The following is a 12,228-nucleotide window of genomic DNA, read 5'->3' on the forward strand; positions in this document are numbered from 1 at the left end:
CCGGGCTCGACGCCGCCGCCCGTTCGGGGCGGCTGACGCCCGAGGCGGCGCGCGCGCTGCCCCCCGAGGAGCTGCGCACCACCATGGCGGAGCAGGGCGTGGCGCTCGGCTCGGACGTGACGCCCGCGACGCGCGACGCCGCGCTGCATTGGCAGCGGGTGAGCGGCATGGGCAAGCTTTTGCGCGACATCGCGGTGATCGGCCTCGCGCTGGTCGGGGCCGCCTGGGGCACCTCGCGCGCGCGGCCCGATTTTCGGGCCCGCAACGCCGTCGAACGCGCGATGCGCGGCGCGCTGATCGGCGCGGCGCTGATCGCGATCCTGAGCACGGTGGGCATCGTGCTGGCGCTCATCTTCAACACCGTCGAATTCTTCCGCCTCTACCCGGCGGCCGAGTTCTTCTTTGGCACCACATGGAGCCCGAGCTTCGGCGGCGGCTCCGAGCTGGGCATCCTGCCGCTCTTGTGGGGCACGCTCTACATCTCGCTGATCGCGCTGGTCGTCGCCGTGCCGATCGGGCTCTTCGCCGCGATCTACCTCGCGGAATATGCCCACAGGAACCTCCGCAGCTGGGCCAAGCCGATGCTGGAGATGCTGGCGGGCATCCCGACCATCGTCTACGGCCTCTTCGCGCTGCTGACCGTCGGCCCGCTTCTGGTCGAGGCCTTCGGGCGCGGCGGCTACCTCGGGCTTGGCTGGATGCAGGGCGGCACGGCGGTGATGACCGCGGGCCTCGTCATGGGCATCATGCTCATCCCCTTCGTTTCCTCGCTGTCGGACGACATCATCAACGCCGTGCCGCAGAGCTTGCGCGACGGCAGCCTCGGGCTGGGGGCCACCCGCTCCGAAACGATCCGCCAGGTGGTGCTGCCCGCGGCCCTTCCGGGCATCGTCGGTGCGGTGCTGCTCGCGGCGTCGCGCGCCATCGGCGAGACGATGATCGTGGTGCTGGGCGCAGGCGCGGCGGCGCGGCTGTCGATGAACCCGTTCGACGCCATGACAACCGTGACCGCCAAGATCGTGAGCCAGCTCACCGGCGACGCCGATTTCTCCTCGCCAGAGGCGCTCGTCGCCTTCGCCCTCGGCATGACCCTCTTCGTGATCACGCTGGCGCTCAACGTCGTCGCGCTGTGGATCGTGCGCCGCTACAGGGAGCAGTACGAATGACCGATATCTCCAACGACACCCCGGCGCGGCATGGCGCGCTGCTCGTCACCGACGCGCGCACCAAGCGGCGCAACCGGGCCGAGACCCGCTTCAAGGCTTACGGCATCACGGCGCTGGCCATCGGCATGGCCTTTCTCGCGGCGCTCCTCTGGGCGATCCTGTCGAACGGGCTCACCGCCTTCGGCCAGACCTACGTGCAGCTCGACGTGCCACTTCTGGAAGAAAAGCTCGACAAGGACGGCGACCGCGACCCCGAGAAGATCGCCAAGGTCTCGACCTTCGGCTACAAGCCGCTGATCGAGGCGGCGCTCACCGATCTGGTGGCGCGCGAGGGGATCGAGACCGATCTCGACGGCAAGGCGCTGACCAAGATCCTGTCGGAGTCCGCTGCCGCGAAGATCCGCGACCGTGTGCTCGCCAACCCGGAGCTGATCGGCCGGACCGTCGGCTTCGATCTGCTCGCCTCCAGCCGCGTCGACGGCTACCTCAAGGGCCGCGTCAGCCGCGAAAGCCTCGCCCGGGACAAGAACCTCGACGCCGCGCATCTCGACCTGGTCGATACGCTGAGTGACGTGGGCGTGGTCGAAAAACGCTTCAACTGGGCGTTCATCACCGGGGCCGATGCCTCGGATTCGCGCCCTGAGCAGGCGGGCATCGGCGTCGCCATGCTGGGCTCGTTCTTCATGATGATGGTGGTGCTGGCGCTGTCGCTGCCGATCGGCGTGGCGGCTTCGATCTATCTCGAGGAATTCGCGCCGCAGAACCGGCTGACCGACATCATCGAGGTCAATATCTCGAACCTCGCCGCCGTGCCCTCGATCGTCTTCGGCATCCTCGGCCTCGCGGTGTTCATCCAGTTCATGCATCTGCCGCAATCGGCGCCGCTGGTGGGTGGCCTCGTGCTGACGCTGATGACGCTGCCCACCATCATCATCTCGACCCGCGCCGCGCTGAAGGCCGTGCCGCCCTCCATCCGCGACGCGGCCCTCGGCGTCGGTGCGTCGAAGATGCAGGCGGTGACGCATCACGTGCTGCCGCTGGCGATGCCGGGCATCCTGACGGGGACCATCCTCGGCCTCGCGCAGGCGCTTGGAGAAACCGCGCCGCTGCTGCTCATCGGCATGGTGGGCTATATCGCGACCAATTATCCCGACGGCGTGGCCGAGGGCTTCCTGAGCCCCAACTCCGCCATGCCGGCACAGATCTACGAATGGGCCAAGCGGGCCGATCCGGCCTTTTACGAACGCGCCTGGGGCGGCATCATCGTGCTGCTGGTGTTCCTTCTGGCCATGAATCTCATCGCGGTGCTGCTGCGCCGCCGCTTCGAGCGGCGCTGGTGAGCGCGCAAAGGGCAGGAGGCCCGGACATGAACGACATGCGACCCATGGACAATGTTGTGACCGACAAGACCAAGATCACCGCCCGCGACGTGCATGTGCACTATGGTACCACCCATGCCATCAAGGGCGTCGATGTCGACATCGCCGATCGCACCGTCACCGCCTTCATCGGCCCGTCGGGCTGTGGCAAGTCGACCTTCCTGCGCTGCCTCAACCGGATGAACGACACCATCCCCGGCGCGGTGGTGACTGGCAAGATCCGGATCGACGAGGCCGACATCTACGACCCCTGCGTCGATCCGGTGCAGCTGCGCGCCAAGGTCGGCATGGTGTTCCAAAAGCCCAACCCGTTTCCGAAATCTATCTACGACAACGTGGCCTATGGCCCCAAGATCCACGGGCTGGCCCGAAACAAGGCCGAGCTCGACGACATCGTCGAGAAGGCGCTGCGCCGCGGCGCGATCTGGGACGAGGTCAAGGACAGGCTGCACGCTCCCGGCACCGGGCTGTCGGGCGGGCAGCAGCAGCGCCTGTGCATCGCGCGCGCCGTGGCGACCGAGCCCGAGATCCTGCTGATGGACGAGCCCTGCTCGGCGCTCGACCCGATTGCCACGGCACAGGTCGAGGAGCTGATCGACGAGCTGCGCCGCAACTTCTCGGTGGTGATCGTCACGCATTCGATGCAGCAGGCCGCGCGGGTGAGCCAACGCACGGCGTTCTTTCATCTGGGCCATCTCGTCGAATACGGCGAGACGGGCAAGATTTTCACCAATCCCGAGGACAGCCGCACCGAGAGCTACATTTCGGGCCGGATCGGGTAAGGGAGCAGGGACATGGACAAGCAGCACATCGCCTCGGCCTTCGACCGCGATCTCGAGAACATCCAGGCGCTGATCCTGAAGATGGGCGGTCTGGTGGAGGCCGCGATCCTCGACGGGGCCCAAAGCCTCGCCGACCGCGACATCGAGAACGCCGAACGGGTGCGCCGCGGCGACAAGGCGATCGACGCGCTCGAAGAGCAGGTCAACGAAGAGGCCGCCCGCGTCATCGCCATCCGCGCGCCGGTCAGCCGCGACCTGCGGGTGATCCTCTCGGTGCTGCGGCTGGCCGCCAGCCTCGAGCGGATCGGCGATTACGCCAAGAACATGGCCAAGCGCACCTCGATCCTCGCCGAGCTGAACCCGATCGAGGGCTCGGACGCGGCGCTCAAGCGCATGGCGCGCGAGGTGCGCGACATGCTCAACGACACGCTCGACGCCTTCGTCAACCGCGACGCGGCTCTCGCCGCCGAGGTGCTGCAGCGCGACCAGGAGGTCGACCAGATGTACAACGCGCTGTTTCGCGAGTTCCTGACCCACATGATGGAGGACCCGCGCGCGATCACCGCCTGCATGCACCTGCATTTCATCGCCAAGAACATCGAGCGCATGGGCGATCTGACCACCAACATGGCCGAGCAGGTGATCTACCTCACCACCGGCCAGATGCCCGACGAGGACCGCCCCAAGGGCGACAACACCTCCTACGTGCCGCAGCCGGAGTGAGACAATGCGCGAGGTGAAACCCCACGTGCTGATCGTCGAGGACGAACCGTCGCAGCGCGCGGTGCTGGCCTACAACCTCGAATCCGAGGGCTTTCGCGTCACGGAGGCCGAGGATGGCGACGCGGCGCTGCTCATGGTGGCCGAGGAGACCCCCGATCTGATCGTGCTCGACTGGATGCTGCCGGGGGTCACCGGCATCGAGATCTGCCGCCGCATCAAGGCGCGGCCCGAAACGCGAAGCCTGCCGATCATCATGCTCTCGGCCCGCAACGAGGAGGTGGACCGCGTGCGCGGGCTCGAAACGGGGGCCGATGACTACGTCGTCAAACCCTATTCGGTGAGCGAGCTGATGGCGCGGGTGAAGAGCCAGCTGCGCCGCACGCGCCCCGCGGGCGTGGGCGAAACGCTGAGCTTCGAGGACATCACCCTCGACGCGGAGACGCACCGCGTGCAGCGCGACGGCCAGCCGATAAAGCTCGGGCCGACGGAGTTCCGCCTGCTTGCGACCTTCCTCGAACGGCCCGGCCGGGTCTGGAGCCGCGAGGCGCTGCTCGACCGGGTCTGGGGCCGCGATGTCTATGTCGACACGCGCACCGTCGACGTGCATATCGGCCGGCTGCGCAAGGCGCTCTGCGCGCATGGCGGCGGTGATCCGCTGCGCACGGTGCGCGGCGCGGGCTACGCGCTGGGGTAGGGTGCCCAGCGGGTCAGTCGGCCAGCTCCTGCTGCCGCCAGCGCCGGCGCAGCAGGACGAGGCTGCCCAGCCCGAGGGCGGCGGCGAGGATCACGCCGAGGAAATTCGCGAGCAGCGAGGACACCTGTTCGAGCTGCGTGGCGAACAATGTGCCCAGGCCGAGATAGACGCCGGTCCAGATCAGCGCGCCCGCCGTGGCCGAAAGGGTGAACCGCGCCCAGGCCAGCCCGCCCGCACCGCTCAGATAGCTGACATAGGGGCAAAGCGGGCTGAGCAGCGTATGGCTCAGCAGCACCGCCAGCGCGCCGCGCCGCCGGATCAGCGCCTCGCTGCGATCGAGGACCGGCGCGAGGCTGTCGCGCGCCCGCAGCCGGGGCATGATGTGCCGCCCCGCCGTGCTGGCGATGAGATAGGCGGCCTGATCGCCCGCGACATAAGCGCCGAACACCGCCGCGCCGACCATCCCGATCGACAGGTCGCCCACGGCGGCGAAACTGCCGGCCGTGAGCACGAGGATCGAGGCCGGCAGCGGCACGGCGAGGCAGGCGAGAAACACCGCCGCGGCCACGACGATGGCGCCGTAATCGGGCACGAGGCCGAGCAACGTTTCAGTCATCGCGCGCCTGCCGGTATTCGGCCGCCGCCGCGCGCACGCGGTCGGTCAGCTCTTCGAGCGTGAGCCCGAGATCCGCCGCGATGCGCCGCATCCGCCGCCTGCGCGGGCCCTGCGCGGGCAGATCGAGCAGCTCGCTCACCAGCGACGGGGGCAGGTCGTAGGTCTCGACCACGTAGCGCGGTGTCATCCACCCCCTGAGTTCGACGTCGCGATGCGCCGGATCGTGGAAATAAAGGAAGTCAGCCACCATGCGGAAGGCGAGCCAGACGGCAACCGCGCCCGCGAGCAGCAGCAGCGCCAGCGGGCCGCGGTTGCGGCGCAGGAAGCTCGTCAGTCTTCGCGACATCTTTCCGTGACCTCGCGGCTGCACCCGGTGACCGGATGGTTATGGCACCGGGAATCGGCGGACGCCACCCGCCGCCCGCCTTGGTTCAGCGCTTCTTCATCGCCTCCATCAGGGCGGAGCCGAAGGAGCCGGTCTGATCGCCGCGCGCGGGCGCGCTCGCCTGTCGGCTCTCCTTGCGCGGCGGTTTGGCGGGCTTTTTCGGCGCATCACCGCGCCGGGGGCCGGGCGCGTTGCGGTCCTCCTTGGCCGAAGCGCCGCCGTCCTTGCGCATGGTCAGCCCGATGCGCTTACGCGCCACGTCGACCTCCGTGACCCGCACCTGCACCACGTCGCCCGCCTTCACCACCTCGTGCGGGTCCTTGACGAAGCGATCCGCGAGCTGGCTCACATGGACGAGCCCGTCCTGGTGCACGCCGATGTCGACGAAAGCGCCGAAGGCCGCGACATTGGTCACCGTCCCTTCGAGCTTCATGCCCTCGCGCAGGTCGCCGATCTCGTCGACGCCTTCGGCGAATGTAGCGGTCTTGAATGTGGGGCGCGGATCGCGGCCGGGCTTTTCCAGCTCGGCGAGGATGTCGCGCACGGTGGGCAGGCCGAAGTGGTCGTCGACATAGGCCTCGGCCCGCACCTCCTTCAGCGTCTTGGGATCGGATTGCAGGGCGCGCAGGTCGCGACCACAATCGGCGATGATGCGCCGCGCCACGCCGTAGGCCTCGGGGTGGACCGATGAGGCATCGAGCGGCTCGCTGCCGTCGCGGATGCGCAGAAAACCGGCGCATTGCTCGAAGGCCCGCGGCCCGAGACGCGCCACCTTCAAAAGGTCCTTGCGGCTGGCGAAGGCGCCCGTCTCATCGCGATGCGCGACGATGGCCTCCGCCAGCGCCGGGGTCAGGCCGGAGACATGCGACAGCAGCGGCGCGGAGGCGGTGTTGAGATCGACCCCCACGGCGTTCACCGCATCCTCGACCACCGCTTCGAGCGATTTCGACAGGCGGCGCTGATCGACGTCGTGCTGATACTGACCGACGCCGATGCTCTTGGGTTCGATCTTCACCAGCTCGGCCAGCGGGTCCTGCAGCCGCCGGGCGATGGAAACCGCCCCGCGCAGCGACACGTCGAGACCGGGGAACTCCTTCGAGGCCAGCTCGGAGGCCGAATAGACCGAAGCGCCCGCCTCGCTGACGATGACCTTGGTCGGTGTCTTCGCCTCGGCAGGCAGCAGCGCCAGCGTGTCGGCGACCAGCTTTTCCGTCTCGCGCGAGGCGGTGCCGTTGCCGATGGCGATGAGCTCGATCCCATGCGCCTCGATCATCCGCAGAATCGCCGCCTGCGCGCCGCGCACGTCCTTTTTCGGCTGAAAGGGGTAGAGCGTGTCGGTCGCGAGCAGCTTGCCCGTCGCATCGATCACCGCGGCCTTCACCCCGGTGCGGATGCCCGGATCGAGGCCCAGCGTGGGTTTCGCACCCGCCGGGGCGGCGAGCAGCAGGTCCTTGAGATTGCGCGCGAAGACGGCCGTTGCCTCCTCATGCGCGCGGGCGCGTAGATCGGCCACGAGCTCGGTCATCATCGTGGTCGAAAGCTTCACCTTCCAGGCCCAGCTCGCAACCTCGCGCAGCCAGCGGTCGCCCGGCCCGTTGCCCGACGGACGCAGCCTTGCCGCGACCATCGCCTCGCAGCGCGGCGCGCCGACCTCCTTGTCGGGGCCGATGTCGAAGCGGATGACGCCTTCCTTCATGGCGCGCAGGATCGCGAGCGCGCGGTGCGAGGGCATCGCCGCCCATTTCTCGGAATGATCAAAGTAATCCGAGAACTTGGCCCCGGCCTCTTCCTGCCCCGGAACGACGCTGGCGGTGACGATGGCCCCCTTGCGCAGGAAGCCGCGTAGCTCGCCCAAGAGGTCGGCGGTCTCGGCCAGCTCCTCGGTGAGGATGTCACGCGCGCCGTTGAGCGCGGCCTTCGCATCGGGCACCGCATCATTGAGATAGGCCGCGGCCAGCGCCTCGGGGTCCCGGCTCCGGTCGGCCATGATCGCATCGCGCAGGGGCCCGAGCCCGTTTTCGCGCGCGATCATCGCCTTGGTGCGGCGCTTGGGCTTGTAGGGCAGGTAAATGTCCTCGAGCCGGGTCTTGGTGTCGGCGGCATCGATCGCGCGGGCCAGCGTCTCGGTGAGCTTGCCTTGCTCGCGGATCAATTTCAGGATCGCGTCGCGCCGGTCGTCCAGCTCGCGCAAATAACCCAGCCGTTCGGCCAGCGTGCGCAGCTGCGCGTCGTCGAGCCCGCCGGTGGCTTCCTTGCGGTAGCGCGCGACGAAGGGCACCGTCGCGCCCTCGTCGAGAAGCCTGATCGCGGCGGCGACCTGCGGCGCGTTCGCCCCGATCTCCTGCGCGATGGTCCGGTTGATGCGGCTGGCGCGGTCCATGATCGTCCTTTCCTCTGCTCGGACCTTCTCATACGCGCGCGGGCCTTGCGGCGAAAGGGCAGGGCGATGCCCTCAGCCGCGCGAAGGCCGAAAGGCGAGAAGCCGCATCGCGTTCAGCGTCACCAGCACGGTGGCGCCGGTATCGGCGAGAATGGCGATCCACAGGCCGGTGATGCCCAGAAGGGTGGTCACCAAAAAGACCGCTTTCAGGCCCAGGGCAATGGCAATGTTCTGGCGGATATTGCCCATCGCCGCGCGCGCCAGGCGGATCGCGCCCGCCACGTCCCCGACCCGGTCGCGCAGGATCGCCGCGTCGGCGGTCTCCAGCGCCACGTCGGTGCCCGATCCCATGGCCAGACCCACATGCGCGGCGGCCAGCGCGGGCGCGTCATTGATGCCGTCGCCGATCATCATCACCCGCGCCTCGGGCGCGAGCGCGCGCATGACCGCGACCTTGCCTTCGGGCATCAGCCCGGCGCGATGCTCGATGCCGAGCCCCTGGGCGATGGCCTGCGCGGTGCGCGGGTTGTCCCCGGTCAGCATGAGCGGGGCGATCCCCATGGCGCGCAGCTGCGCGACCGCCTGCGCCGCGTCATCGCGCGGCTCGTCGCGCAGGGCGATGATGCCTTGCACCGCATCGCCTCTGAGCACGATCACCACCGTCTTCCCCTCGGCCTCCAGCGCCGCCACGCGGGTCCGGAGCGCCTCCGGCAGCGCGCTACGCTCCTCCGCCAGCCGCGGCGAGCCGACGCTGACCGTCATGCCGTCGATCACCGCCTCCGCCCCCTTGCCGGGGAGGGCGCGGCCATCGCGGGCGAGGGCAGGGCGGATGCCAAACCGCTCCGCCTCGGCGCAGATCGCCCGGCCCAGCGGGTGGCTCGCGCCGTTCTCCACGCCGGCCGCCAGCGCCAACAGATCGGTCTCGTCGCCCAGGGTCGCCTCCAGCTCCGTCACCTTCGGCCGCCCATGGGTGAGCGTTCCGGTCTTGTCGAAGGCGACATGGGTGGTCCGGGCCGCGGCCTCGATCACCGAGCCGCCCTTCATCAAGAGGCCGTTGCGCGCCCCGGTCGAAAGCGCCGAGGCGATCGAGGCGGGGACGGAGATCACCAGCGCGCAGGGGCAGCCGATCAGCAGCAGCGCCAGGGCGCGGTAGGTCCATTCGCCCCAGGGCTGGCCGAAGAGCAGCGGCGGCAGCACCGCCACCAGAAGCGCCGCGCCGACCACGGCGGGCATGTAGACGCAGCTGAACCGGTCGATGAACCGCTCGGTCGGCGCGCGGGCGCTTTCGGCCTCTTCCACGAGCCGCACGATGCGGGCGATGGTGTTGTCCTGCGCCGCCTTGGCCACCCGCAGGCGCAGCAGGGCCTCGGTGTTAATCGTGCCCGCGAAGACATCGCTGCCCGGCGCCTTGAAGACCGGCACGCTTTCGCCCGTCACCGGGCTTTCGTCGACGCCCGACGTGCCGCTCAGCACCTCGCCGTCGCAGGGCACGCGGTCTCCGGGGCGGACCTGGACGATCTGTCCGATGCGCAGCGCCTCGGCAGCCACCTCGCGCACACCGCCATCGGCCTCAAGCCGCGCGGTGCGCGGCACGAGCCGGGACAGGGCGCGGATGCCCTCGCGCGCCTTGCCCGCCGAGACGGCTTCGAGCAGCTCGCCCACGGCAAAGAGAAAGACGACCAGCGCCGCCTCCTCGGCCTCGCCGATCACCAGCGCGCCGCCCGCGGCGATGGTCATCAGCATCTCGATGGTAAAGGGCATGCCCGCGCGCAGCATGGCAAAGCCGCGCCGCGCCACGGGCCAAAGCCCGATCAGCGTGGCGAGGATGAAGCCCCAGTGCGAGACCCCGGCCGGCAGCGCCAACCGCGCGGCCCAGGCCATGGCGAGCAGCGCGCCCGTGCCGATCACCAAACGGCCCTTGCCGGTCTCGTGCCACGCGGGCGGTTGCGCCTCCTCGCGCCGGGTCGCTTCGTCCGGATCGAAGTCCGGCGTTCGATCGGCAACGGGAAAGGCGCCTTCGGGCAGGACGAAGCCGCCCTTTGGCCGCTCTGGTTGCGCGCCCTTCGGCGCGATGCCGAAGCCGAGCTTGCGCACGGCCTTTTCGATGGTTTCGGGAGAAGTGCTGTCCCCCTCCAGCCGCAGGCGCAGCCGCTCGGCCATCAGCGCGACGTCGACATCCTCTACGCCGGGCAGGCGTTCGACCGCGCCCCGCACCTTGGCCGCGCAGGCCCCGCAATCCATGCCCGTCACGTGCCATTCGCGCCGTGCTGCGTCATCCGCCGACATGAGCCTCTCCATGGTGATTCCCTATCCGGGACGCTATATGGGACCTACAGCGGGTGTAGCTTCAAGGGGTTTCGCTGTCCTTCGACGCGGGCCTGCGGGGTCTCTCGCGATGACAGGCCCGCAATGACAGGAAGGAGAGGCCCATGCTGCCCATCGGCGTTCTGGCCAGGCGCACCGGCACCAAGGTGCAGACCATCCGCTACTATGAACAGATCGGGCTGATGCCCGAGCCGGAAAGGACCGAGGGCGGCCAGCGCCGCTACGCCAATGCGCAGCTCGACCGGCTGGCCTTCATCCGCCACGCGCGGCAGCTTGGCTTTTCGCTGGAAGCGATCCGCGAGTTGCTGGATCTCTCCGACAGCCCCGAACGCTCCTGCGCCGAGGTGGACGCGGTCGCGCGCAGGCAGCTGTCCGAGGTCGAAGCGCGGCTGGCCCGGCTCGAGGCGCTGCGGGCGGAGCTGCACCGCATGATCGCGGAATGCCACGCCGACCGGGTGGCCGATTGCCGTATCCTCGAAGTGCTGCGCGACCACGAGGAATGCCTGTCCGATCACGCCGCGCCGGCACCCTAGGGCGGGGCTCGCCCCGGCGTCCGCGCCTGCGCTGCATCTCTCGATAGAGTGTGGAAGGGGCGCGGCCGAGACGCAATGCGATCTCTTTCATCGGCAATTGCGCTTCCCGCCATCGCGCGGGTTTCTGGCACTCTCTGATGTCCAAATCCGCGTAGCGGGTGCCCATCAATTCCTATCCATGTAACCATTTGTTTCCACACGGAAGTTGAACTTCGAACGTGAATCCGCTCAAGCCATAACCAATATCTCATAATGAAGATTATGTAATATATATCAGCAAGGTTGGATCCTGATCCTAAAATGATACCATAAGAAATGCACATCTCGTCCAAGGCCCCGGTTTGCAACTCGGCACTCGCGTTCATCTCGGACGCGTGCAAGCTGGCGCAGGACGACAGGCTCTGGGCTCTGTTTTGCGAGAGGATGCGCAGCTACGGCCTCGACCGCCTGCTCTACGGCTTCACCGCTTTGGCCGAACCCGGCCCGGAGGTCCCGTCCAACTGGATCCTGCGCAGCAGCCATGGTGAGGCCTATACCCGCCGCTTCATCGCGGACGACCTCTACCTCGACACCCGCTACGCCATCTGGGCGCGCAACCACGGCGGCACCCTGCTGTGGAGCCGCCAGACCACGCTGGCCCCCGGCGATCCGGTCAGCGAAGCGCGACTGCGGGAACTCAACCGGATGCATGAGGTGCGCGCCGGTGTGATGCTGAGCTTTCCGATGCTGCCCAACCGGACGCATGCGACGCTGGTGCTGGTGGCGCGCCCCGATCTGCCGCAATGCAGGCTCGATCGGCTCTGGCTGCGAAAACGCGATGAGATCGAAGCGCAGATCCATGTGTTTCACCAGAGATTTCAGCTTGTCCATACCGATGGCTTCCGGCTGACGACGCGCCAGAAGGAAGTGCTGCGTCGCGTGGCGGCCGGTCTAACGGTGCATCAGATTGCCGAAGAACTGGGGCTGAGCGCGGCCACGGTCGACAAGCACCTGCGGCTGGCGCGCGAGGCGCTCGATGCCACGAGCACGGCGCAGGCCATCGCGCGCGCTCTGCGATTTTCCCAACTCTATACTTAAGGCAAAATTAAGGCGCGGCAGGGTCTAGTTTACCTGACTTCCAGAGAATCGCGAGTCGTGACATGGTTGTGATGTTCACGAGTGATGGTCGTTATGACCGTGGCGCCGCCCCCGAGATGATCGAACGGGCCGGGCCGCCTCCGACAGCAGCAGGTCGGAATTCAGCAT

At 68.4% G+C, this 12,228-nt stretch carries 11 protein-coding genes and 1 pseudogene; 7 read left to right on the forward strand and 5 right to left on the reverse strand.

Going from position 1 to position 12,228, the window contains the following annotated elements; genetic code table 11:
- The 5 genes from pstC to phoB all read left to right on the forward strand — a co-directional run.
- Nucleotides 1-1,166: phosphate ABC transporter permease subunit PstC (gene pstC, locus NHG85_RS11225; protein ID WP_253332416.1), on the forward strand; the 1,166-nt coding region annotated here is incomplete at its 5' end.
- On the forward strand, nt 1,163-2,506 hold the full coding sequence (pstA, locus tag NHG85_RS11230; RefSeq protein WP_253332418.1) for a phosphate ABC transporter permease PstA: 1,344 nt from the start codon (nt 1,163-1,165) through the stop codon (nt 2,504-2,506). The genes pstC and pstA, both read left to right, overlap by 4 nt.
- A gap of 26 nt (nt 2,507-2,532) precedes the next feature.
- Entirely contained in the window at nt 2,533-3,327 is a 795-nt protein-coding gene (gene pstB, locus NHG85_RS11235) for a phosphate ABC transporter ATP-binding protein PstB (protein ID WP_253332420.1), read from the forward strand.
- Between the two features lie 12 nt (nt 3,328-3,339).
- Complete coding sequence (phoU, locus tag NHG85_RS11240; protein ID WP_253332422.1) at nt 3,340-4,050, forward strand: phosphate signaling complex protein PhoU; 711 nt, start codon at nt 3,340-3,342, stop codon at nt 4,048-4,050.
- A 4-nt stretch (nt 4,051-4,054) separates the two neighbouring features.
- Nucleotides 4,055-4,744 carry a phosphate regulon transcriptional regulator PhoB gene (phoB, locus tag NHG85_RS11245; RefSeq protein WP_253332424.1) on the forward strand — a complete coding sequence of 230 codons (690 nt, stop codon included), beginning with the start codon at nt 4,055-4,057 and terminating at the stop codon, nt 4,742-4,744.
- Nucleotides 4,745-4,757: 13 nt separating this feature from the next.
- Here the strand turns inward: phoB and NHG85_RS11250 are convergent, their stop codons facing one another.
- The 4 genes from NHG85_RS11250 to NHG85_RS11265 all read right to left on the reverse strand — a co-directional run bounded on the left by NHG85_RS11250 (nt 4,758) and on the right by NHG85_RS11265 (nt 10,411).
- On the reverse strand, nt 4,758-5,360 hold the full coding sequence (locus tag NHG85_RS11250) for a DedA family protein (protein ID WP_253332426.1): 603 nt from the start codon (nt 5,358-5,360) through the stop codon (nt 4,758-4,760).
- Nucleotides 5,353-5,706, reverse strand: coding sequence for a hypothetical protein (locus NHG85_RS11255; protein ID WP_253332428.1), 354 nt, complete (start codon nt 5,704-5,706; stop codon nt 5,353-5,355). Before NHG85_RS11255 ends, NHG85_RS11250 begins: the two co-directional genes overlap by 8 nt.
- 85 nt (nt 5,707-5,791) lie before the next feature.
- On the reverse strand, nt 5,792-8,125 hold the full coding sequence (locus NHG85_RS11260) for a Tex family protein (RefSeq protein ID WP_253332430.1): 2,334 nt from the start codon (nt 8,123-8,125) through the stop codon (nt 5,792-5,794).
- Nucleotides 8,126-8,197: 72 nt separating this feature from the next.
- A complete protein-coding gene (locus NHG85_RS11265) occupies nt 8,198-10,411 on the reverse strand; it encodes a heavy metal translocating P-type ATPase (protein WP_253332461.1) in 2,214 nt (737 codons plus the stop codon).
- A gap of 143 nt (nt 10,412-10,554) precedes the next feature.
- Between NHG85_RS11265 and NHG85_RS11270 the strand changes: the two genes are divergently transcribed.
- Complete coding sequence (locus NHG85_RS11270; RefSeq protein WP_253332432.1) at nt 10,555-10,983, forward strand: MerR family transcriptional regulator; 429 nt, start codon at nt 10,555-10,557, stop codon at nt 10,981-10,983.
- A gap of 40 nt (nt 10,984-11,023) precedes the next feature.
- On the opposite strand, the pseudogene NHG85_RS19715 reads toward NHG85_RS11270, so the two are convergent.
- A pseudogene (locus NHG85_RS19715) lies at nt 11,024-11,149 on the reverse strand (helix-turn-helix domain-containing protein); the annotation flags it as partial.
- 149 nt (nt 11,150-11,298) lie between these two features.
- Here NHG85_RS19715 and NHG85_RS11275 point away from each other — a divergent pair.
- Nucleotides 11,299-12,060, forward strand: coding sequence for a helix-turn-helix transcriptional regulator (locus tag NHG85_RS11275; RefSeq protein WP_253332434.1), 762 nt, complete (start codon nt 11,299-11,301; stop codon nt 12,058-12,060).
- The last annotated feature ends 168 nt before the right edge of the window (nt 12,061-12,228 follow it).

It is taken from the genome of Limimaricola litoreus, assembly GCF_024159025.1.
GTDB lineage: Bacteria > Pseudomonadota > Alphaproteobacteria > Rhodobacterales > Rhodobacteraceae > Limimaricola > Limimaricola litoreus.